At 62.9% G+C, this 22,062-nt stretch carries 17 protein-coding genes; 11 read left to right on the top strand and 6 right to left on the bottom strand.

The window, feature by feature from the left end:
- Window positions 1–94: 94 nt before the first annotated feature.
- The 5 genes from fdhA to NLX68_RS02640 all read left to right on the top strand — a co-directional run bounded on the left by fdhA (window position 95) and on the right by NLX68_RS02640 (window position 4,508).
- Entirely contained in the window at window positions 95–1,294 is a 1,200-nt protein-coding gene (gene fdhA / locus NLX68_RS02620; protein ID WP_010221361.1) for a formaldehyde dehydrogenase, glutathione-independent, read from the top strand.
- Window positions 1,295–1,487: 193 nt separating this feature from the next.
- The gene (locus tag NLX68_RS02625) at window positions 1,488–2,054 is read left to right on the top strand and encodes a DUF2780 domain-containing protein (protein WP_254282561.1); all 567 of its coding nucleotides are present in this window, start codon (window positions 1,488–1,490) and stop codon (window positions 2,052–2,054) included.
- Window positions 2,055–2,125: 71 nt separating this feature from the next.
- Window positions 2,126–2,554, top strand: coding sequence for a DUF350 domain-containing protein (locus NLX68_RS02630; RefSeq protein WP_254282562.1), 429 nt, complete (start codon window positions 2,126–2,128; stop codon window positions 2,552–2,554).
- Window positions 2,555–2,570: 16 nt separating this feature from the next.
- Window positions 2,571–3,341: a DUF1190 domain-containing protein gene (locus tag NLX68_RS02635; protein WP_254282563.1), complete on the top strand. Its 771-nt coding sequence runs from the start codon at window positions 2,571–2,573 to the stop codon at window positions 3,339–3,341.
- Between the two features lie 9 nt (window positions 3,342–3,350).
- Window positions 3,351–4,508, top strand: coding sequence for a glutathionylspermidine synthase family protein (locus NLX68_RS02640; protein WP_254282564.1), 1,158 nt, complete (start codon window positions 3,351–3,353; stop codon window positions 4,506–4,508).
- Here the strand turns inward: NLX68_RS02640 and NLX68_RS02645 are convergent, their stop codons facing one another.
- Window positions 4,509–5,396, bottom strand: coding sequence for an acyltransferase (locus tag NLX68_RS02645; protein ID WP_254282565.1), 888 nt, complete (start codon window positions 5,394–5,396; stop codon window positions 4,509–4,511).
- Window positions 5,397–5,576: 180 nt separating this feature from the next.
- Between NLX68_RS02645 and NLX68_RS02650 the strand changes: the two genes are divergently transcribed.
- The 5 genes from NLX68_RS02650 to NLX68_RS02670 all read left to right on the top strand — a co-directional run bounded on the left by NLX68_RS02650 (window position 5,577) and on the right by NLX68_RS02670 (window position 10,003).
- Window positions 5,577–6,080, top strand: a complete 504-nt coding sequence (locus NLX68_RS02650; protein WP_010221369.1) for an ATP-dependent zinc protease — start codon at window positions 5,577–5,579, stop codon at window positions 6,078–6,080.
- 143 nt (window positions 6,081–6,223) lie between these two features.
- On the top strand, window positions 6,224–6,907 hold the full coding sequence (gene creB, locus NLX68_RS02655; RefSeq protein ID WP_254282566.1) for a two-component system response regulator CreB: 684 nt from the start codon (window positions 6,224–6,226) through the stop codon (window positions 6,905–6,907).
- Window positions 6,907–8,340, top strand: a complete 1,434-nt coding sequence (creC, locus tag NLX68_RS02660) for a two-component system sensor histidine kinase CreC (RefSeq protein ID WP_036995024.1) — start codon at window positions 6,907–6,909, stop codon at window positions 8,338–8,340. The genes creB and creC overlap by 1 nt, the downstream gene beginning before the upstream one ends.
- Before the next feature lie 95 nt (window positions 8,341–8,435).
- Window positions 8,436–9,770: a cell envelope integrity protein CreD gene (creD, locus tag NLX68_RS02665; protein WP_254282567.1), complete on the top strand. Its 1,335-nt coding sequence runs from the start codon at window positions 8,436–8,438 to the stop codon at window positions 9,768–9,770.
- The gene (locus NLX68_RS02670; protein WP_254282568.1) at window positions 9,767–10,003 is read left to right on the top strand and encodes a hypothetical protein; all 237 of its coding nucleotides are present in this window, start codon (window positions 9,767–9,769) and stop codon (window positions 10,001–10,003) included. Before creD ends, NLX68_RS02670 begins: the two co-directional genes overlap by 4 nt.
- On the opposite strand, the gene NLX68_RS02675 is transcribed toward NLX68_RS02670, so the two are convergent.
- From NLX68_RS02675 to aceE, 5 genes are all read right to left on the bottom strand, one after another.
- The gene (locus NLX68_RS02675; RefSeq protein ID WP_254282569.1) at window positions 9,996–10,628 is read right to left on the bottom strand and encodes a glutathione S-transferase; all 633 of its coding nucleotides are present in this window, start codon (window positions 10,626–10,628) and stop codon (window positions 9,996–9,998) included. The genes NLX68_RS02670 and NLX68_RS02675 overlap by 8 nt on opposite strands.
- A 9-nt stretch (window positions 10,629–10,637) precedes the next feature.
- Window positions 10,638–11,306 (bottom strand): peptide-methionine (S)-S-oxide reductase MsrA, encoded by a 669-nt coding sequence (gene msrA, locus NLX68_RS02680; protein ID WP_254282570.1) that lies wholly within the window; start codon window positions 11,304–11,306, stop codon window positions 10,638–10,640.
- Between the two features lie 90 nt (window positions 11,307–11,396).
- Window positions 11,397–14,090: a bifunctional diguanylate cyclase/phosphodiesterase gene (locus NLX68_RS02685; protein WP_254282571.1), complete on the bottom strand. Its 2,694-nt coding sequence runs from the start codon at window positions 14,088–14,090 to the stop codon at window positions 11,397–11,399.
- Between the two features lie 315 nt (window positions 14,091–14,405).
- Window positions 14,406–16,037 carry a dihydrolipoyllysine-residue acetyltransferase gene (gene aceF / locus NLX68_RS02690; protein ID WP_254282572.1) on the bottom strand — a complete coding sequence of 544 codons (1,632 nt, stop codon included), beginning with the start codon at window positions 16,035–16,037 and terminating at the stop codon, window positions 14,406–14,408.
- 13 nt (window positions 16,038–16,050) lie between these two features.
- Window positions 16,051–18,696 carry a pyruvate dehydrogenase (acetyl-transferring), homodimeric type gene (gene aceE, locus NLX68_RS02695; RefSeq protein WP_254282573.1) on the bottom strand — a complete coding sequence of 882 codons (2,646 nt, stop codon included), beginning with the start codon at window positions 18,694–18,696 and terminating at the stop codon, window positions 16,051–16,053.
- 383 nt (window positions 18,697–19,079) lie between these two features.
- On the opposite strand from aceE, the gene glnE reads away from it, so the two are divergent.
- Window positions 19,080–22,016, top strand: coding sequence for a bifunctional [glutamate--ammonia ligase]-adenylyl-L-tyrosine phosphorylase/[glutamate--ammonia-ligase] adenylyltransferase (gene glnE / locus NLX68_RS02700; RefSeq protein ID WP_254282574.1), 2,937 nt, complete (start codon window positions 19,080–19,082; stop codon window positions 22,014–22,016).
- Window positions 22,017–22,062: the final 46 nt, after the last annotated feature.

Raw genomic sequence — 22,062 nt, forward strand, 5'->3', positions numbered from 1 at the left:
TTCAAGGCAAAAACAGATTCCAGTAACACAGCGCCGCCCCCGGGCAGCGCACTTTGCACCGCTACATAACAACAAACTTTAGCGAGGTAAAAGCATGTCTGGTAATCGTGGTGTGGTGTATCTCGGCGCTGGCAAGGTCGAGGTGCAGAAGATTGACTACCCGAAAATGCAGGACCCGCGCGGTCGCAAGATCGAGCACGGGGTGATTCTGCGGGTGGTCTCCACCAACATCTGTGGCTCCGACCAGCACATGGTCCGTGGCCGTACCACCGCCCAGGTCGGTCTGGTCCTGGGCCATGAAATTACCGGCGAGGTGATCGAGAAGGGCAGGGACGTCGAGCACCTGCAAATCGGTGACCTGGTGTCGGTGCCTTTCAACGTTGCCTGCGGCCGCTGCCGCTCGTGCAAAGAGCAACACACGGGCGTCTGCCTGACCGTCAACCCGGCCCGCGCCGGTGGCGCCTACGGCTATGTCGACATGGGTGACTGGACCGGTGGCCAGGCCGAGTACGTGCTGGTGCCGTACGCCGACTTCAACCTGCTGAAACTGCCGAACCGCGACAAGGCCATGGAGAAAATCCGCGACCTGACTTGCCTGTCGGACATCCTCCCCACCGGTTACCACGGTGCGGTGACTGCCGGCGTTGGCCCGGGCAGCTCGGTGTACATTGCCGGTGCCGGCCCGGTGGGCCTGGCTGCAGCTGCGTCGGCGCGCCTGTTGGGCGCTGCGGTGGTGATCGTCGGTGACGTCAACCCGGTACGCCTGGCGCATGCCAAGGCCCAGGGTTTCGAAATTGCCGACCTGTCCCAGGACACCCCGCTGCACGAACAGATCGCCAACCTGCTGGGCGAGCCGGAAGTCGACTGCGCGGTCGATGCCGTGGGCTTCGAAGCCCGTGGCCACGGCCATGCCGGTGCCAAGCACGAAGCCCCGGCCACCGTGCTCAACTCATTGATGGGCGTGGTGCGGGTGGCGGGCAAGATCGGTATCCCTGGCCTGTACGTTACCGAAGACCCGGGCGCGGTGGATGCCGCGGCGAAGATCGGCAGCCTGAGCATCCGTTTTGGCCTCGGCTGGGCCAAGTCGCACAGCTTCCACACCGGGCAGACGCCGGTGATGAAGTACAACCGCCAACTGATGCAGGCGATCATGTGGGACCGCATCAACATTGCTGAAGTGGTGGGCGTACAGGTGATCAGCCTGGACCAGGCGCCGGAAGGCTATGGCGAGTTCGATGCCGGTGTGCCGAAGAAATTCGTGATCGATCCGCACAAGTTGTTCAGCGCAGCCTGATGTCCCAACTGGCCGTTTAAGGGCCGCCGTGCGGCCCATCGCCGGCAACGCCGGCTCCCACAGGTAAGCTGCACATCTATACTGTGGGAGCCGGCGTTGCCGGCGATAAGGTCACTACCACCTGCGGAACAATCCCCCACACACAAGGTCAAAACCTCGTTTTCCCTGCCTTTACGGCTGACGAGGTCTTTCCATGAAACGTTTCGCACTGGTCACCCTGGTGGCCCTGGCTGCCACCCCGGTCTTCGCAGGCTTCAGCCTCAACGACGCGGCCAGCGTCTATAGCGCCGCCACGGGCAACAAGGGCGACGCCGCCGTGCAGGCACCCGTCGCGTCGGCGAACCTGCTCAATACCCTCGGCAGCGAACTCAAAATCACCCCCGAACAAGCCATCGGCGGCACCGGCGCCCTGTTGGGCCTGGCCAGGAATCAGCTCAGCAGCGGCGATTACGAGCAGTTGAGCAAAGCCGTACCCGGCCTCGACCTGCTCTCCGGCGAGAAGGCCCTGGGCGGCCTGACTGGCCTGGGCGCGCTGCTGGGCAACAGCGACAAGTCCTCGGCCCTGAGCAATGCGCTGGGCAATGTCAAAGACACCAATGACCTGAACAACGCCTTCAGCGCACTGGGCATGGACACCGGCATGATCGGCCAGTTTGCCCCGCTGATCCTGCAGTACCTCGGCCAGCAAGGCGTCGGCGGTTCGCTGCTGCAGAGCCTGGGCAGCCTGTGGGGCAACGGTGCGAGCGTACCTTCCGTTTAAGGCAGGTATTTGCGCGGGCGGGGCGGTGTGCTATATGTCCCGCCCCGTTTTACAAGGAAGTGTGATTCGCAATGTTCATGGACGCCCTGAAGATGTCGTTGCCTACCGACGCCGTGCTCGGTTTTGTGGTCTACATGCTCGGCGCCGCCGTGCTGTTCGCCCTCTACGCAATCATCTACACCCGCCTGACCCCCTACAATGAATTGCGCCTGATCCGCGAAGGCAACAACGCCGCCGCTATCGCCCTGGCCGGTGCCCTGATCGGCTTTGCGATTCCGGTGGCCAGCGCCATTTCCCATTCGATTTCCCTGCTCGACTTCCTGCTCTGGGCACTGATCGCCGCGCTGGTGCAGTTGCTGGCGTTCGTGGTGGTCAACCGCTGCGTCAAAGGCATGGCTGAACGGGTTGCCCGCCAGGAGACAGCCTCGGCCATTCTCCTGGCTGCGGTGTCGATCGGCATTGGCTTGCTCAACGCCGCCTGCATGACCCCCGCCGCCTGATCAGGGACGATCGACAATGAAACGCAGCAAAACCATTCGCCTGGTCGCCCTGGGCAGTCTGCCCCTGGTGCTGTCCGCCTGTGGCGACCGGCCAACCAGAATCATCAGCGAAACCAAGCGTTACCAGGACGTCGACTATTGCGTCATGGACGGCGTGCCGCGCCAGGTGTGCCAGCAAGCCTGGGTCGCCGCGCAGAACCACCATGCCGCCAACGTGCCGCGCTTTGTCACGGCCGAGGGCTGTGAAGCGGCCTATTTCAAGTGCGACTACCGGCGCTACGCCAACAACTACATCCCGCCGATGGAAGGCTTTGCCCTGACCACCGAACGCCAGGTGTATGCCGACGATGAGGATGAAGGCAGTAGTAGTTCATCGACCACCAGCTCCTCCTCGAGCGGCGGCTCTGGCGGTGGGCGTCGGTACTACGAGTACACCGATACCGACCCGCGTTACTCGTCCGAAGCGATCTATCACGAGCGGGACGGGCGCAACGCGTTCAAGGTCAGCACCCTGACCGAGCAGGTGGCCCGGCATAACTACTACACCGGTCTGGACACGTCGCACCCGGCCTCACAGCCGTTCAGCGAAGCCGCGCAGCATGCGGCAATGAGTGGCGGCGGGGGCACAGGGGCCAGTAGCGATCCGGCGCACGTGAGCGGTGCCCATCCAACGGTTATCCCCATGGCCCAGCCGAACCGGCTGATCGGCGCGGCACGGCCGTTCGCGGTTGGCAGCCACAACGGCTTTGTCTCGCGCGCTTCGGGGCGTGGCGGCTTTGCGTCCTGAGGCCTGCCGATGAAGCGAGTATCCATCGCCCCGCGCCCGGACTGGCGCGCCACCGCCGAACACTTCGGCTTCAACTTCCACACCTTTGGCGACGAACCCTACTGGGACGAATCGGCCTATTACCAGTTCAGCCTGCGGCAGATCGAAGACGACCTCGAAGAGCCGACCCGCGAGCTGCACGAACTGTGCATGGCGCTGGTGGCCGAGGTGGTCGACAGTGAAGTGCTGCTCGAGCGCCTGGCGATTCCCGCGCAGTACTTCGACCTGATCCGCCGCTCGTGGCGTGACGGCCATCCGCATTTCTATGGGCGCATGGACCTGTGCTACGACGGCAAGGGCCCGGCCAAGCTGCTGGAGGCCAACTACGACACACCGACGTCACTGTACGAGGCCAGCTTCTTCCAGTACCTGTGGCTGGAGCAGCAGATGCAACGCGGCGGGCTGCCGGCCGGTGCCGACCAGTTCAACAGCCTGGAAGAAAAGCTCACCCAGGTGATGAGCGCCCATACCTTTGCCACGCCGTTCTACTTTGCCTCGGTAAAAGACTCGATCGAAGACCGCGGCACCGTCGAGTACCTACGCGATATCGCCATGGGCGCCGGGCTGGATGCGCGTCTGGTGGACATGGAAGACATCGGCCTGAGCCGTGGCGGACGCTTTGTCGATGACGTTGGCGCGCCGATCCCCAGCCTGTTCAAGCTCTACCCCTGGGAAGACATCTTCCACGACCCGTACGGCCCGGCGATTGCCAACAGCGGCACCTTGTTCGTCGAGCCGCCGTGGAAGGCGATCCTCTCCAACAAGGGCATGCTGGCGCTGCTCTGGGAACGCCACCAGGGCCACCCGAACCTGCTGCCGGCGTTCATTGAGCAAACACCGGGCGCCAGTCTGGGCAAGGGCTGGGTGCGTAAACCCTTCTTCTCGCGCGAGGGCGCCAATATCCAGATCCACACCGGCAGTGGCCAGCATGTGGTCGAGGGCGGCCCGTATGGCGGCGGCCCGAGCATCATCCAGCGGTTCCAGGCGCTGCCGCGCTTTGGCGACAGCTACACGGTGATCGGCAGCTGGGTGGTCGGCGATCTGCCGGCGGGCATTGGCATTCGCGAAGACAATTCGCTGATCACCAAGGACAGCAGCCGCTTTCTGCCCCACGCGATCATCGACTGATCAACCCAGCTCGGCGCGCAGGGCCTCGATGCGGGCGTCCTTGGCGTGCCAGAGCTGGTTGACCCAGTCCTGCACGGTCTGGCGCAAGGCCGGGTCGTTCTCGTAATCGCCACTCCATAGCGCCGGGTCCAGCTCATGCACCTGGATGTCGATGATCACTTTCGCCAGGTTGCCACTGAGCAGGTCCCAGAACCCCGGAGCCTTGTCGCCGGGGTAGACGATGGTGACGTCGAGCAGGGCGTCGAGCTGTTCGCCCAGCGCCGCCAGCACGAAGGCCACGCCGCCGGCCTTGGGCTTGAGCAGATGCTTGAACGGTGAGTGCTGGGCGGCGCGCTTGGCTTCGCTGAAGCGTGTGCCTTCCAGGTAGTTGACCACGGTCACCGGTTGGCGTTTGAACAGCTCGCAGGCAGCCTTGGTGATCTCCAGGTCCTGGCCCTTGAGCTCGGGGTGTTGGTCGAGGAAGGCCTTGCTGTAGCGCTTCATGAACGGGTAATCCAGCGCCCACCAGGCCAGGCCCAGCAGGGGTACCCAGATCAGCTCCTTTTTCAGGAAGAACTTGAAGAACGGAATGCGCCGGTTGAGCACCTGGATCAGCGCCGGGATATCCACCCAGCTCTGGTGGTTGCTGACTGCCAGGTAGGAGGTGTCGAGGCGTAGCTCGGCAGCGCCGCGCACGTCCCAGACCGTCGGGATGCACAGGCGGAAGATCAGTTTGTCGATCTCGGCCCAGGTTTCGGCGATCCACATCACCGCCCATGAGGCATAGTCGCGGTAGCGGCCGGGCAGGACCAGTTTGAGCAGGGCGAAGACCATCAGCGGGCCGATCAGGACCAGGGTGTTGAGCAGCAACAGCAAGGTCACAAGAATGCCCGTCAGCAAGCGGCGCATAAGAAAACTCTTATATTCAAGTAAGCGGTCGGCAATGATAAGCACCCCGTCGGCGTACGCCAAATGCTCTGGTCTGCTCCTGTCGGACAAATGTTTCACATTGTGTTGAATAAGCTATTGGCGCGAACCTATCCTGCCTTCGCAGTCTAAACACTGTCTTGTCTCAAGGAAGCGGATCCTGTGAAATCGGTACTTGCACTGCTGTCCCTGTTGGCTCTGCCGGTCATGGCCGCCGAGCCGACCCTGTACGGCCGCTACGAATACATAAAACTGCCGGAAGTCGGTGGCCAGACCTTCAAGGCCAAAATGGACACCGGCGCGCTGACGGCCTCGCTGTCGGCCAAGGACATCGAAACCTTCACCCGTGATGGTGAAGATTGGGTGCGCTTTCGTGTCGCAACCAAGGATGCCGACGGCAAGGTCTATGAACACAAGCTGGCGCGCATCAGCAAAATCAAGAACCGCGCCGATGAAGAGGAAGACGGCGAGGGCGCTGAAATCAGCAAGCGCCCGGTGGTTGACCTGGAGCTGTGCCTGGGGGACGTCAAGCGTACCGTCGAGGTCAACCTGACCGACCGCAGCAGCTTCAACTACCCATTGCTGATCGGTGCCAAGGCGTTGCGCGAGTTCAAGGCGGCAGTGAACCCGGCGCGACGGTTTACGGCTGATAAGCCGGACTGCTGATGGAATGAAAAGCATCGCTGGCAAGCCAGCTCCCCCAGGGTTGGTGTAGACCTTGTGGGAGCTGGCTTGCCAGCGATGAGGCCTTGCCAGGCGCCGCATAATCTCCTACAAGTGCAGCATTTCCACCGCCAGGCCCGGATGCCATGCCGCATATATTGATTGTCGAAGACGAAGCGGCCATTGCCGATACGCTGGTTTTTGCCCTGCAAGGCGACGGCCACAGCACCGAGTGGGTGACCCTCGGCAGTGCCGCGCTGGAGCAGCAACGCCAGCGCCCAGCTGATCTGATCATCCTCGACATCGGCCTGCCGGATATCAGCGGCTTCGAAACCTGCCGGCAACTGCGGCGCTTCAGCGAGGTGCCGGTGATGTTCCTCAGCGCTCGCGACGGCGAGATCGACCGGGTGGTAGGCCTGGAAATCGGTGCCGACGATTATGTGGTCAAGCCCTTCAGCCCTCGTGAAGTGGCGGCCCGGGTGCGGGCGATCCTCAAACGCATGGCGCCACGCGCCGAGCCGGCTGTCAGTGCCCCGGAGCTGTTCCAGGTCGATACCCTGCGCATGCAGATCCACTACCGCGGCCAAGCTTTGAGCCTGACCCGCCACGAATTTCGCCTGCTGCAAAGCCTGCTCGAACAACCCGAACGCGTATTCAGCCGCGAGCAACTGCTTGATGCCGTCGGCGTTGCTGCCGATGCCGGCTATGAGCGCAGTATTGACAGCCATATCAAGAGCCTGCGCGCCAAGCTGCGCGGCGTGGCTGCCGACGCCGAACCGATCCAGACTCACCGTGGCCTCGGCTACAGCTACAGCCCGAGTCACAGCTGATGCGCCTGGGGATCCGGATTTTCCTGGTGTATTTCCTGTTCGTCGGGCTGACCGGCTATTTCATTCTCAGCACCGTGCGCGAGCAGATTCGCCCCGGTGTGCGCCAGTCCACCGAAGAAACCCTGGTCGACACCGCCAACCTGCTGGCGGAAATCCTCCACGACGACGTCAAGGCTGGCACCCTCGGCCAGAGCCGCTTGCCGGTGCTGCTGCGTGCCTACGGCCAGCGTCAGCCCAAGGCTGATATCTGGGGCTTGTCGAAGAACCAGGTCAACCACCGCATTTACGTCACCGATGCCCAGGGCAAGGTGCTGCTCGACTCGGCAGGCGTGGCGGTGGGCGAGGATTATTCGCGCTGGAATGACGTCTACCTGACCTTGCGCGGCCAGTACGGCGCACGCTCGACCCGCAGCAACCCGGACGACCCGGAGTCGTCGGTGATGCACGTGGCGGCGCCGATCCTTGATGAAGGCAAGATCATCGGCGTGGTCACCGTGGCCAAGCCGAACAAGTCGCTGCAACCCTATATCGACCGTTCCGAGCGGCGCCTGCTGTACCTCGGCCTGGGCCTGATCGGCCTTGGCCTGCTGGTGGGCGCGGCGCTGTCGTGGTGGTTGGCGCGCTCGTTGCGCCGGCTGACCCGTTACGCTCAGGCGGTGAGCGAAGGTGAGCGCACGGCGTTGCCCCATTACCGGGGCGGTGAGCTGTGGCAACTGGCGGCAGCGGTGGAGCGCATGCGCACTCAGCTTGAAGGCAAGGACTACGTCGAACGTTATGTGCACACCCTGACGCACGAGCTGAAAAGCCCGCTGGCGGCGATCCGCGGCGCCTCCGAGCTGCTTCAGGGGCCCATGAGCGATGAGCAGCGTCAGCGCTTTGCCGGCAATATCGAGAGCGAAAGTGCGCGCATGCAGCAGTTGATCGAGCGATTGCTCAACCTGGCCCAGGTCGAGCAGATGCGGGAGCTGGAAGAACAGCAGCAGGTGCCGCTGGCGGCACTGGTCGACGAGCTGCTGCTGGCCCAGGGGGCGCGGATCGAAAGCGGCGAACTGCAGGTGCGTCAGCGCGTACCCGTCGCCGTGCGGTTGTTATGTGATCCCTTCCTGATGCGCCAGGCCATCGCCAACCTGCTGGACAACGCCCTGGACTTCACCCCGCCGGGCGGTTTGCTGGTGTTCGAGCTGGAGCACGCTGAGGGTCGCGTGGCCTTGAGCCTGTTCAACCAGGGCGAGGCGATTCCTGACTATGCCCTGGGCCGGCTAAGCGAGCGTTTCTACTCGCTGCCGCGACCGTTCAGCGGGCGCAAGAGCACCGGGCTGGGGCTTAACTTCGTCGAAGAGGTGATGCAACTGCATGGCGGCACGCTGGAAGTCGCCAACGTCGAGGAGGGTGTACGCGTGCGTTTGTGGCTGCCGGCCAGGCGCCTGGGCTGAAAACTTCACAGAGTCTGCACACAGGCTCCATATAAGTCCGCAAGGGCTCCATTTCGTTTGGACAGACTCTGCCCATCGAAACCGGAGTCCCGTTCATGAACCGCAAACTGAGTTACAAACTAGCCGTGATCGGCTTTCTGATCGTCCTGCTGCTGATCCCGTTGTTCATGATCGGCGGCCTGATCCAGGACCGTCAGTACCAGCGCGATCGCGTGGTCCGCGACATTGCCCAAAGCTCCAGCTTTGCCCAGCAGATCACCGGGCCGATGCTGGTGGTGCCGTACCGCAAGATCGAACGGCGCTGGAAGACCGAAGACGGCAAGAGCTTCCAGGAAATCAGCCAGGTCAACGGTCACCTGTATTTCTTGCCGGAAACCTTCGACCTCAACGCCAGCATCGACACCGAGCTGCGTTCGCGCGGTATCTACGAGGCGCGTCTGTTTCACGCCAACAGTCACATCAACGGTCATTTCGAGATCCCGGCCAACTGGGGCATTACCGAGGATTTTGATGATTACCGCTTCGAACCCGCGTTCCTGGTCGTCGGTATCAGCGACATCCGCGGCATCGAAAAAGGCCTGCAGCTGCAGCTCAACGATCAGCGCCTGGACTTTGCCGCCGGTACCAAGCTGGGCTGGATGAGCGGTGGCGTGCACGCACTGTTGCCTGGCGTCGATGGCAAGGTCGAGACCGTGCTCAACTATGCGTTCGACCTCAGCCTGCAAGGCACCGAACAGCTGCAGGTGTTGCCGGTGGGGCGTACGACCAGCGTGGCCATGGCCGCCAACTGGCCGCATCCGAGCTTTGACGGCAACTACCTGCCCGTCAGCCGCAAGATCGATGCCGGTGGTTTCTCGGCGCGCTGGCAGACCTCGTTCTTCTCCACCAACCTCGAAGACGCCCTGACCCAGTGCGTGGTCAACGAAAAGTGCGGTGCTTTCAACGATCGCGCCTTCGGTGTCAGCTTCATTGACCCGGTGGACCAGTACCTCAAGAGCGAACGGGCAATCAAATATGCATTGCTGTTCATCGCCCTGACCTTTGCCGGCTTCTTCCTCTTCGAAGTGCTCAAGGGCCTGAGTGTGCACCCGATCCAGTACGGCCTGGTGGGCGTGGCCCTGGCGTTCTTCTACCTGCTGTTGCTGTCGTTGTCCGAGCACCTGGGCTTTGCCATGGCCTATGCCTTGTCGGCAAGCGGCTGTGTGTTGCTGATCGGCTTCTACCTGTGCCACGTGCTGCACAGCGTGTTGCGCGGCATGGGCTTTGCCCTGGGCCTGGCCATGCTCTACGGCATGCTCTACGGCCTGCTGACGGCCGAGGATTACGCCTTGCTGATGGGCTCGCTGCTGCTGTTCGCGCTGCTGGGGGTGTTCATGGTCCTGACCCGTCGCCTGGACTGGTATGGGGTTGGCCAGGTGAAGCTGTCGTGAGTGGTTTGCGCGAGGAAAGGGTATTGGGTGCAGTGCTGGCGACCCACATTGCCGGCCTGTGGACAGCAGAAGTGATTGTCGGCGCCGGCCTTGCCGGGGATGAGATTGCTCTGGTGTCTGGTAATGCGCGGCGCCTGCATCGCTGGCAAAGCCAGCTCCCACACAGTCAGCGGTACACCGATGCACTGTGGGAGCCGGCCTTGCCGGCGATAGCCCCTGGCAATGTCAGGTAGCCGAAGGATCGGTTGCCTGCATCGACTCACGCTGACTGACCTGCGCATACCACGCCGCCAGCTTGGGCTGTTGCTCACGCCAGCCGAAGTCCGGGAAGCGCAGGTCGAGGTAACTCAGGGCACAGGCCACACCGATGGCGGCGATGTCGAACCCCGCGCTCAGTTCGGCGATATGGTCCTGCTCAAGGTTGCTCAGGCCACGACGGATCTTGCCTTGTTGCGCCTTGATCCAGGCGTCCCATTGCTTGTCCTTGGGGCGCAGGAAGGTCTCATAGCGTGTCAGCACTGCGGCATCCATGATCGCATCGGCCAGCGATGCCAGGGTCAGGCGGTGCCAGCGCGGCCAGCCTTCACGGGGGATCAGCGGGTTGCCCACATGCTGCAGGTCGAGGTACTCGCAGATCACCCGGCTGTCGTGCAGCACGCTGCCGTCGGCCAGGCGCAGGGCCGGAATCTTGCCCGCCGGGTTGCCCTGGTTGAGTTCGGCCACCGGGTTGACCGGGGTGAGGTTGACGGTCTGCAGCGCCACCCGGTTGGTTTGCCCGGTTTCGTGCAGTACCACCATGACCTTGCGCACGAATGGCGAGGTCGGCGAATGGAACAGCGTCATGCTCGGTGCGGACATGTCGATCCCTCAGTTGCCTTGCAGGCTCGGTGGCAGGCAGACACCGGTACCGCCGATGCCGCAATAGCCTTCTGGGTTCTTGGCCAGGTACTGCTGGTGGTAGGCCTCGGCGAAGTACACGGTCGGCGCCTGGTCGATCTCGGTGGTGATCTGGCCGAAACCGGCCTTGGCCAGTTCGGCCTGGTAGGCCGCTTTGCTGGCCTGGGCCTGTTGCAGTTGCTCGGGGCTGGTGCAGTAGATCACCGAGCGGTACTGGGTACCGATGTCGTTGCCCTGGCGCATGCCCTGGGTCGGGTTGTGCAGTTCCCAGAACATCGCCAGCAGCTCTTTGTAGCTGACCTTGTCCTTGTCGAACACCACCAGCACCACTTCGGTGTGGCCGGTCAGGCCCGAGCAGACTTCTTCGTAGGTCGGGTTGGGGGTGAAGCCGCCGGCATAGCCGACCACGGTGCTGACCACGCCTTCACGCTGCCAGAAGCGCCGCTCGGCACCCCAGAAGCAACCCAGGCCAAAGATTGCAAAGTCGATGGCGCCTTCGAAGAACGGGCCGAGCAGCGGGGTGTCCTTGAAGACGAAATGCTTCTCGGGCAGGGTCATCGGCGTTTCGCGGCCAGGCAGGGCCTGTTCCGCAGTGGGCAGGGCGTTTTTGTTCACCAGAATCTCCGAGCGCAGGACCATGATCGTTCCTCTGCTGATAAAAGGTAGGAGCGGGCTTGCCCCGCGAAGGGGCCTGATTGAACTCTATATTGCCCGAGAGCAACGCCGCTGTCAGGCGATAGGGCCACGCGGATAGCGTTTGAGTTTATCGATCAGCTCACTGCCAGGAATCGGCCGGTCGAACAGGTAGCCCTGGCCGACATCGCAGCGGTGACGGCGCAGGAACGCCAGTTGCTCGGCGGTCTCGATGCCTTCGGCAACCACCTTGAGCTTGAGGTTGTGGGCCATGGCCACCACCGCCGAGGTGATCTCCATGTCGTCCTGGTTGTCAGGGATTTCATGGATGAAGCTGCGATCGATCTTGATGATATCGATCGGGAATTTCTTCAGGTAGCTCAGCGATGAATAGCCGGTGCCGAAGTCGTCCATGGCCAGGGTCAGGCCCAGTTGCTTGAGCTGGTCGAGCTGGCGGTGGGTGTCTTCGGTGGCTTCCAGCAGCAGGCCTTCGGTCAGCTCCAGCTCCAGCAGGTGCGGGGGCAGGGCTTCTTCCTGGAGGATGTTGGCGATCGAGGCGACCAGGTCGGGGTCGGAGAACTGCTTGGGCGAGAGGTTGATCGCCACTTGCAGGTTACCCAGGCCTTCAGTGCGCAGTTTCTGGCTCATGCGGCAGGCCTGGCGGGCGATCCACTTGCCGATGGGGATGATCAGCCCGGTCTCTTCGGCGACGCTGATGAACTGGTCGGGGCGGATCATGCCCTTTTCCGGGTGGTTCCAGCGCAGCAGCGCTTCCAGGCCCAGCAGGCGGCCGCTGCGCAGGCACAGCTTGGGCTGGTAGAACACATCCAGCTCGTTCTGGGTCAGGGCGCGGCGCAGGTTGTTCTCGACGAACAACTTGTAGCTGGCCTCGGCGTTGAGCGCTTCGGTGAACACCTGAACCTGATGCTTGCCGTTGGCCTTGGCCTTGTGCAGGGCAAGCCCTGCGTTTTTCATCAGGGTCTGCGGGTCGCGGCCATGCAGCGGCGCGCAGGCCAGGCCCACGGAGCCGGTGACGTTGATCAACTGGTTGTCGACGAACATCGGCTTGTCGAGGGTGCGCAGCAGTTGTTGGGCAACCTGCTGGCCGCCTTCCAGGTCGGTGTCTTCGAGCAGCACGGCAAATTCGTTGCTGGCAAAGCGCGCCAGGCTGCCGCCGGGGCTCAGGCTGTTGCGCAGGCGCCGGGCCAGGCTGATCAGCAGCTTGTCGCCGGTCTGGTGGCCGAGGCTGTCGTTGATCCGCTTGAAGTTGTCGATGTCCACCAGCAGCAGGCTGATCGGGCTGTCGCTGTCGCGGGCGAAGCGCTCGTCGAGGTTGCGGATGAACGCCGGGCGGTTGCCCAGGCTGGTCAGGTTGTCGGTATAGGCCAGGCGCTCGATGCGCTGCTGGGCCAGCTTGCTCTGGGTGATGTCTTCGTAGATGCCGATGTAATGGGTCAGTTCGCGGTTGTCGCCGAATACCTTGGAGATCGACAGCTGGCCCCAGTAGGGCTCGAGGTTCTTGCGCCGGCTTTTGAATTCGCCCTGCCAGCTGTTGCCCATGGCCAGGCTGGACGGTGCGTCGAACAGCAGCTCGCTGAGGTTTTCCAGCGCCGGCAGTTCCGACAGGCGGTGGCCGTGGACTTCATCGGTGCTGTACTGGGTGATGGCGGTAAAGCTTGGGTTGACGTACTCGACCACGCCGTCGCGGTTGACCAGCAAAAAGGCGTTGGCGCTTTGCTCGACGGCGCGCTGGAACAGGTGCAGGGCGTTGGTCGCGGTGCGCCGGTTGTGGTTGTTGATGACCTGGGCGAACTGGTCGGCCAGCTCGCCGGCAAAGGCGATTTCATCGGTTTGCCAGGCGCGCGCCGAGCCGGTCTGCTCCAGGCACAACACCCCGACCACCTGGCCATCGATGCGGATACTGGCATCGAGCATGGCATTGATGTCGCGTGGGCGCAGGCTCTCGGCCATGTCCCGGGTGCGCGGGTCGTGGGTGGCGTTGTGGGCGTCGATGGCGCGGCTGGTGTGCAGGGCTTCGAGGTAGTCGGGAAAACGGCTGGCGTCGATCGGCTCGGGCAGGCGGTATTCCTGCGCATTGCGGTAGAACGCTGAAATCGGCTGCAGTTGCTGGTCTTCCAGGTACCAGATGCTCGCGCAGTCGATCTTGTAGATCTCGCAGGCGCTGCGGGTTATCAGCTCGGCGGCTTCGAGCAGCGAGTTGCCGGCGCTATAGCGGTGGCGGGCCAAATGCAGGATCAGGTCCTGCTGGGCGCGCACCCGCTCCAGGTGTTCGAGCTGTTCCTGCTGGGCCCGCTGGTTAAGCTGCAAGGCGATTTGCAGGCGGCTGTTGCGGGTCTCGAGATCGGCGGCCGACAGGTCGGGAGCGTCGCCAGGCTGGTTGTCGAGGACCATCAGGTAGCCGCGCAGCAACTGCCGGTTGTGCTGTTTGTAGGCTTCGCCCAACTCCAGCAACTGCAGCGGGCCCTGGGCGGTGTGCAGGGTATAGCGCACCAGGTAATGCGGGCGCTGGGCCAATTGCAACTGGATGGCGTCGTGCAGTTTGTAGCGGGCTTCGGGCTCCATCAGGCTGGCGTAGGGTGAGCCGACCAGTGCGCAGAGTTCCACTGCAGCAAGGCCAAACTGCCGTTCACAACCAGGATCAAGGTAAAGCAGCGCCCAGCTGGCCTCGTTCAGCCGCTCGAAACGCAGCATCCCGAGCCGCGAGGGCACGGGCAACTGCGTCACGACCTCGGCCACCATACGGCTGGCGGCATCAGGTTGGCTTTTCATCGAGAGCTCGCTTCAAGTAGGCTGTTCGCGCAAACGGAGCAATCTGCTACTACGCGTGTCGGCAAGGTTGCATCATGCGCTTGAGGCTGACAAGCGATACAGAGACCTCCGTGCTAACTGTGTCGGCATGGATGTAGGAATCTTAAGTAAGACACTGCCCATCGCGGGGCAAGTCGGACCGCCGCATCGCCGCTCCCACAGGGGGACCATTCCAGCAGATAAAAAAAGCCCCGCCAAAATGACGGGGTTGAGGTACGAGCGTGGCAGCTCGAAATGGGAGCCTGTCTCCCCGGCAGGGGAGACAGGAAACAGCAATTACAGGAGCATGGTGCGGATGTCGGTCAGCAGGTCGCCCAGGCGCTTGGTGAAGCGCGCAGCAGCTGCACCGTTGATCACGCGGTGATCGTAGGACAGCGACAGTGGCAGCATCAGCTTCGGCTGGAAGGCTTTGCCGTCCCAGACTGGCTGGATGGTCGCCTTGGACACACCGAGGATCGCCACTTCCGGCGCGTTGACGATCGGCGTGAAGCCGGTGCCGCCAATGTGGCCGAGGCTGGAGATGGTGAAGCAGGCGCCTTGCATGTCGTCGGCCGAGAGCTTCTTGGTCCGGGCTTTTTCCGCCAGGGCCGCAGCTTCGCCAGCCAGTTGCAGCAGGCTCTTCTGGTCGACGTTCTTGATCACAGGAACCAGCAGGCCGTCCGGGGTATCAACCGCGAAGCCGACGTTGACGTACTTCTTGCGGATGATCGCCTTGCCGCTAGGGGCCAGCGAGCTGTTGAAGTCCGGCAGTTCCTTGAGCAGGTGGGCGCAGGCCTTGAGCAGCAGGGGCAGCACGGTCAGCTTGACGCCAGCCTTCTCGGCCACGGCCTTCTGGGCTACGCGGAAAGCTTCCAGCTCGGTGATGTCGGCGCTGTCGAACTGGGTCACGTGTGGCACGTTCAGCCAGCTGCGGTGCAGGTTGTTGGCGCCAACCTGCATCAGGCGGGTCATCGGCACTTCTTCGACTTCGCCGAAACGGCTGAAATCGACTTCCGGGATCGGCGGGATGCCGGCACCACCGGTTGCACCGGCGGCAGGGGCTTCCTTGGCCTTCTGCATCATGGCCTTGACGTAAACCTGTACGTCTTCCTTGAGCACACGACCGTGCGGGCCGCTGGCCGCTACTGCGCTCAGCTCGACGCCGAACTCACGGGCGAGCTGACGCACGGCAGGGCCGGCATGCACCTTGGCACCGTTTGCCGCAGGGGCAGCAGCAGGAGCAGGTGCGGCCTCGGCTTTGGCAGCTGGCGCAGGGGCGGCTGCGGCGGGCGCAGCTTCAGCCTTGGCCGGAGCAGCAGCGGCAGGCGCTGCTGCTGGCGCGGCGGCGCCCTGGACCTTGAGCTTGAGGATGAAGTCGCCAGTGCCGACTTCGTCTTCCAGCTTGACGCCGATGCTTTCCACCACGCCGGCAGCCGGCGACGGGATTTCCATCGAGGCCTTGTCGGATTCCAGGGTGATCAGCGACTGGTCGGCTTCGACCGTGTCGCCAACCTTGACCAGCAGCTCGATGATCTTGGCCTTGCCCGAGGAGCCGATGTCCGGAACATGAATGTCCTGGACAGTGGCCGCCGCCGGTGCAGCGGCCGGGGCCGCAGGGGCCTCGGCAACAGCAGGTTGTTGCGCAGCAGCAGGTGCTGCGGCAGGGGCAGCCGCCGCAGGGGCCGCAGCAGCGGCGCCCTCGACTTCCAGCTCCAGCAGTTCGTCGCCTTCTTTCAGGCGGTCGCCCAGCTTGACCTTCAGGCTCTTGACCACGCCGGCCTTGGGAGCAGGGATTTCCATGCTCGCCTTGTCCGATTCCAGGGTCAGGATGCTCTGGTCGGCTTCGATACGGTCGCCAACTTTGACGAACAGCTCGATGACTTCACCTTCACCGCTGCCGATGTCAGGTACGCGAATGAGTTCGCTCACTTAAAAATACTCCTCAGCAGTCCAGTGGGTTGCGTTTGTCCGGGTCGATGCCGAACCTGGTGATGGCTTCAGCCACGACCTTCGGTTCGATATCGCCACGGTCAGCCAAGGCTTCCAGGGCAGCCAGCACCACGAAGTGACGGTCGACTTCGAAGAAGTGACGCAGCTTCTTGCGGCTGTCGCTGCGACCGAAGCCATCGGTACCCAGGACTTTGAACTCTTTGCTCGGCACCCACTGGCGAATCTGTTCGGCGAACAGCTTCATGTAGTCGGTGGAGGCGATGACCGGGCCCTTACGGCCAGCCAGGCACTCTTCGACGTAGGTAACCTGAGGTTTCTGACCAGGCTTGAGGCGGTTGCTGCGCTCTACGGCCAGGCCGTCGCGACGCAGTTCGTTGAAGCTGGTAACGCTCCAGACGTCGGCGCCAACGTTGAACTCTTCACGCAGGATCTTCGCCGCTTCGCGTACTTCACGCAGGATGGTGCCGGAGCCCATCAGCTGAACGTGGTGCGCAGCTTCGCGGGTGTCTTCCTCGAGCAGGTACATGCCCTTGATGATGCCTTCCTCGACACCGGCCGGCATGGCTGGCTGCTGGTAGGACTCATTCATCACGGTGATGTAGTAGAAGACGTCCTGTTGCTCTTCGGTCATCTTCTTCATGCCGTCCTGGATGATCACCGCCAGCTCGTAGCCGTAGGTCGGATCATAGGTGCGGCAGTTCGGGATGGTGCCGGCCAGCATGTGGCTGTGACCGTCTTCGTGCTGCAGGCCTTCACCGTTGAGGGTGGTACGGCCGGCGGTGCCGCCGATCAGGAAGCCACGGGTACGGCTGTCGCCTGCGGCCCAGGCCAGGTCACCGATACGCTGGAAGCCGAACATCGAGTAGAAGATGTAGAACGGCAGCATCGGCTGGTTGTGGTTCGAGTACGAAGTACCGGCAGCGATGAAGGAGGACATGGCGCCCGCTTCGTTGATGCCTTCTTCGAGGATCTGGCCCTTCTTGTCTTCGCGGTAGAACATCACCTGGTCTTTATCGACTGGCTCGTAGAGCTGGCCGACGGACGAGTAGATGCCCAGCTGGCGGAACATGCCTTCCATACCGAAGGTACGGGCTTCGTCCGGGATGATCGGGACGATGCGTTGGCCGATTTCCTTGTCCTTGACCAGTTGCGCGAGGATCCGCACGAAGGCCATGGTGGTGGAGATTTCACGGTCGCCCGAGCCGTCGAGGATCGCCTTCAGGGTTTCCAGTGGCGGCGTCGGGATGCTGAAGCTCTTCGCGCGGCGCTGTGGCACGAAGCCACCCAGGGCGCTGCGGCGCTCGGCCAGGTAACGGGCCTCGGCGCTGCCTTCTTCAGGCTTGAAGAACGGCAGGTTTTCCAGCTCTTCGTCCTTGACCGGGATGTCGAAGCGGTCGCGGAAGTGACGCAGGCTGTCGACGTCGACCTTCTTGGTGTTGTGCGCGGTGTTCTTGGCTTCGCCAGCACCGGTGCCATAACCCTTGATGGTCTTGGCCAGGATGACGGTCGGCTGGTCTTTGTGGTTGACCGCCTGGTGGTAGGCCGCGTAGACCTTGTACGGGTCGTGACCGCCACGGTTGAGCTTCCAGATCTCGTCGTCGGACAGGTCTTCGACCATGGCCTTGAGCTCTGGAGTGTTGAAGAAGTGCTCACGGACGAATGCACCGTCCTTGGCCTTGTAGTTCTGGTACTCGCCGTCGATGACTTCGTCCATGCGCCGTTGCAGGATGCCGTCGACGTCCTTGGCCAGCAGTGGGTCCCAGAAACGGCCCCAGACCACTTTGTTGACGTTCCAGCCACCGCCACGGAACACGCCTTCGAGTTCCTGGATGATCTTGCCGTTGCCGCGAACCGGGCCGTCGAGGCGCTGCAGGTTGCAGTTGATGACGAAGATCAGGTTGTCCAGCTTCTCGCGGCCAGCCAGGGAGATCGCGCCCAGGGATTCCGGCTCGTCGCACTCGCCGTCGCCCATGAAGCACCAGATCTTCTGCTTGCCGGCAGGAATGTAGCCACGGCTTTCCATGTACTTCATGAAACGCGCCTGGTAGATCGCCTGGATCGGGCCCAGACCCATGGAAACGGTCGGGAACTGCCAGAAGTCAGGCATCAGCCATGGGTGTGGGTAGGACGACAGGCCCTTGCCATCGACTTCCTGACGGAAGTTGTTCATTTGGTCTTCGGTGATCCGGCCTTCCATGAACGCACGGGCGTAGACGCCTGGCGAAGCGTGACCCTGGAAGTAGATCAGGTCGCCGCCGTGCTCGTCGGTCGGGGCCTGGAAGAAGTAGTTGAAGCCGATGTCGTACAGGGTGGCACTGGAGGCGAAGCTCGAAATGTGGCCGCCCAGGTCCGAGTCTTTCAGGTTGGTGCGCATTACCATGGCCAGCGCGTTCCAACGCACCAACGAGCGAATGCGGCGTTCCATGAACAGGTCGCCAGGCATGCGTGCTTCGTGGGTGACGGGGATGGTGTTGCGGTATGGCGTGGTGATGGCATATGGCAGCTGAGAGCCACTACGGGTGGCCAGCTCACCCATACGGGTCATCAGGTAGTGAGCGCGGTCTTCGCCTTCTTTGTCGAGAACCGACTCCAGGGCGTCCAGCCATTCCTGGGTTTCGACGGGATCGAGGTCTTGCATGGCTTGCTCCAGGGCGGAAAGGCTTCCAGAATCGGTTGCCTGAGTTTGCGACTGGCCTTTTGGGCAGACGACATAAAATTCTTGGATTACCGGAGAGTGTACCGGCGTTGTGTAGTTTTACTACAAATGAATCACCATTTCATGCTTTTGAGGTGATCGGGCAGTAGTAAAACTACAGAAAAATGGCTCGTGGCCGCTGTTCGGGTTGTGGGAAAAATCGATACCGGTGGTTAAAAACAAGTTAAGAAAAGGTTTGCTGCGATGGTTTCTGCCATAAAATCAGTTTTTTCAGCTATTTCTAACTTTTGTACGACAGTCCAACCGTGGTCAGGGTTCCCCAGTCCGCTCGCTGCCAATCCAATCTCGCCGATCAAGGATAGACCATGAGCCTGCCTTTGCTGGCCGAACTGCCGGCCACTTTCACTGCGTTGGTCAGCCGTAACGCGCAATCGTTTCGTACGGCTGTTGCCCTGCAACCTGAACTGACTGTCGAAAACTGGAGCGCCGACCGCTGGGCGCAGTTCGCCCGGGTAGCCGCGGCCAGTGATTTCGCCCTTGAGCAGGTGGTGCGCGCCCCGGCGATGCTGGTTGATCTGGCCGCCAGTGGCGAACTCGACCGGGCCTTTGCCCCGGGCGAGCTGTGCGCCCAGATCGCTGCCGCTGCCCAGGCTGCCGAGAGCGAAGACGAACTGGCGCGCAACCTGCGCCGCCAGCGCAGCCGCCAGCAGGTGCGGATCATCTGGCGTGACCTGACCCGCCAGGCTGACCTGGTGCAGACCTGCCGCGATCTGTCCGACCTTGCCGACGCTTCTATCGATCAGGCCTACAACTGGCTGTACCCGCGCCACTGCCAGCAGTTCGGCACGCCGATCGGTCATCGCAGCGGCCAGCCGCAGCACATGGTGGTGCTGGGCATGGGCAAGCTCGGCGCGGTGGAGCTGAACCTGTCGTCGGACATCGATCTGATCTTCGCCTTCCCTGAAGGCGGTGAGACTGAAGGGGTCAAGCGCTCGCTGGACAACCAGGAGTTTTTCACCCGCCTGGGCCAGCGCCTGATCAAGGCCCTGGACCCGATCACCGTCGACGGCTTCGTGTTCCGTGTCGACATGCGCTTGCGTCCTTACGGCTCGGCCGGCGCCCTGGTGCTCAGCTTCAATGCCCTGGAGCAGTATTACCAGGACCAGGGGCGCGACTGGGAACGCTATGCAATGATCAAGGCGCGGGTAGTTGCCGGTGACCAGGTCGCCGGCGCGCAGTTGCTGGATATGCTGCGGCCCTTCGTTTACCGGCGTTACCTGGACTTCTCGGCGATCGAAGCGCTGCGCACCATGAAGCAGCTGATCCAGCAGGAAGTGCGGCGCAAGGGCATGGCCGAGAACATCAAGCTGGGTGCCGGCGGCATCCGCGAAGTCGAGTTTATTGCCCAGGCCTTCCAGTTGATCCACGGCGGGCGCGACCTGAGCCTGCAGCAGCGGCCATTGCTCAAGGTGCTGTCGACCCTCGAAGGCCAAGGCTACCTGCCGCCGGCGGTGATTGCCGAGCTGCGTGAAGGCTATGAGTTTTTGCGTTACACCGAGCACGCGATCCAGGCCATTGCCGACCGCCAGACCCAGATGCTCCCGGACGATGAACTGGACCGTGCGCGGATTGCCTTCATGCTCGGCTTTGCCGACTGGCCGAGCTTCCATGCCCAGCTGATGCACTGGCGTGGGCGTATCGACTGGCACTTCCGCCAGGTGATTGCCGACCCGGACGAAGACGAGAATGAAGAGGGCGAAGTGATCGTCGGCGGCGAATGGCTGCCGCTGTGGGAAGAAGCCCAGAATGAAGAGGCCGCCTGCCGTCAGTTGCAGGACGCCGGTTTCGCCGACCCGCAAAAGGCCCTCAAGCAGCTGGCCGGCCTGCGTGTCAGCCCGCAGTTGCGGGCCATGCAGCGCCTGGGTCGTGAGCGTCTGGATGCCTTTATTCCACGTTTGCTGGCCCAGGCGGTGGAGCACGCCGACCCAGACCTGGTGCTGGAACGGGTGTTGCCGCTGGTCGAAGCCGTAGCCCGGCGTTCGGCCTACCTGGTGCTGCTCACCGAAAACCCCGGGGCGTTGCGCCGTCTGTTGACCCTGTGCGCCGCCAGCCCGTGGATCGCCGAACAGATCACCCGTTTCCCGCTGCTGCTCGACGAGCTGCTCAACGAGGGGCGCCTGTTCAGCCCGCCGCAGGCCCCGGAACTGGCCGCCGAGTTGCGTGAACGGCTGACGCGCATCCCCGAAGACGACCTTGAACAGCAAATGGAAGCCCTGCGCCACTTCAAGCTGGCCCACAGCCTGCGCGTGGCCGCTTCGGAAATCGCCGGCAACCTGCCGTTGATGAAAGTCAGCGACTACCTGACCTGGCTGGCCGAAGCCATCCTCAACCAGGTGCTGGCCCTGGCCTGGCGCCAGACCGTGAGCCGTCACGGCCAGCCCAAGCGCAGCGACGGCAGCCTGTGCGACCCGGGCTTCATTATTGTCGGCTATGGCAAGGTTGGCGGCATCGAGCTGGGCCACGGCTCGGACCTGGACCTGGTGTTCATCCACGATGGTGACCCGCAGGCTGATACCGACGGTGCCAAGCCGATCGACAGCGCGCAGTTCTTCACCCGCCTGGGCCAGCGCATCATTCACCTGCTGACCACCCAGACCAACTCCGGCCAGCTCTACGACGTGGATATGCGCCTGCGCCCCTCGGGCGCCTCAGGTTTGCTGGTCAGCTCGCTGGGCGCCTTTGAGCGCTACCAGCAGAACGAAGCCTGGACCTGGGAGCATCAGGCCCTGGTTCGCGCCCGGGTGCTGGTCGGTTGCCCGCAGGTGGGCGCGGCGTTCGAGGCCGTGCGTGCACGCATTCTCGGCCAGGCCCGCGACCTGCCCAAGCTGCAGGCCGAAGTCAGCGAGATGCGCGCCAAGATGCGCGACAACCTCGGCACCAAGCTCAGCGCTGCCGGGACGGCGGCCAATGCCTTCGATGCCGGCGTGCCCTTCGATATCAAGCAGGATGCCGGTGGTATCGTCGATATCGAATTTATGGTGCAATACGCCGCTTTGGCATGGTCTCACGACCATCCGGCACTGCTGCGCTGGACCGACAATATCCGCATCCTCGAAGAGCTCGAGCAAGCCGGGCTGATGCCGGCCAGCGATGCCGTGCTGCTGCGCGAGGTGTACAAGGCGTTCCGTTCCGCCGCGCACCGCCAGGCCCTGCAGAAGCAGGCCGGGGTGATCGACGCCGAACAGTTCGTTCAGGAGCGCCAGGAGGTGCGGCGAATCTGGTCGCAGCTGGGCTTGAGTTGATACATCGGCCAGGCGGTTCAGGCACCAGGACGCCTGCCACGACCAC

Origin of the sequence: Pseudomonas sp. SBB6 (genome assembly GCF_024213215.1) — a bacterium.
Taxonomy (GTDB): Bacteria; Pseudomonadota; Gammaproteobacteria; order Pseudomonadales; family Pseudomonadaceae; genus Aquipseudomonas; species Aquipseudomonas donghuensis.

Coding starts and splice junctions, on each gene's coding strand:
- NLX68_RS02625 (WP_254282561.1), top strand. CDS start 1,488: ATGAAACGTTTCGCACTGGTCACCCTGGTGGCCCTGGCTGCCACCCCG.
- creB (WP_254282566.1), top strand. CDS start 6,224: ATGCCGCATATATTGATTGTCGAAGACGAAGCGGCCATTGCCGATACG.
- NLX68_RS02630 (WP_254282562.1), top strand. CDS start 2,126: ATGTTCATGGACGCCCTGAAGATGTCGTTGCCTACCGACGCCGTGCTC.
- creC (WP_036995024.1), top strand. CDS start 6,907: ATGCGCCTGGGGATCCGGATTTTCCTGGTGTATTTCCTGTTCGTCGGG.
- NLX68_RS02640 (WP_254282564.1), top strand. CDS start 3,351: ATGAAGCGAGTATCCATCGCCCCGCGCCCGGACTGGCGCGCCACCGCC.
- NLX68_RS02635 (WP_254282563.1), top strand. CDS start 2,571: ATGAAACGCAGCAAAACCATTCGCCTGGTCGCCCTGGGCAGTCTGCCC.
- NLX68_RS02685 (WP_254282571.1), bottom strand. CDS start 14,090: ATGAAAAGCCAACCTGATGCCGCCAGCCGTATGGTGGCCGAGGTCGTG.
- NLX68_RS02645 (WP_254282565.1), bottom strand. CDS start 5,396: ATGCGCCGCTTGCTGACGGGCATTCTTGTGACCTTGCTGTTGCTGCTC.
- NLX68_RS02675 (WP_254282569.1), bottom strand. CDS start 10,628: ATGTCCGCACCGAGCATGACGCTGTTCCATTCGCCGACCTCGCCATTC.
- msrA (WP_254282570.1), bottom strand. CDS start 11,306: ATGGTCCTGCGCTCGGAGATTCTGGTGAACAAAAACGCCCTGCCCACT.
- fdhA (WP_010221361.1), top strand. CDS start 95: ATGTCTGGTAATCGTGGTGTGGTGTATCTCGGCGCTGGCAAGGTCGAG.
- aceE (WP_254282573.1), bottom strand. CDS start 18,696: ATGCAAGACCTCGATCCCGTCGAAACCCAGGAATGGCTGGACGCCCTG.
- creD (WP_254282567.1), top strand. CDS start 8,436: ATGAACCGCAAACTGAGTTACAAACTAGCCGTGATCGGCTTTCTGATC.
- glnE (WP_254282574.1), top strand. CDS start 19,080: ATGAGCCTGCCTTTGCTGGCCGAACTGCCGGCCACTTTCACTGCGTTG.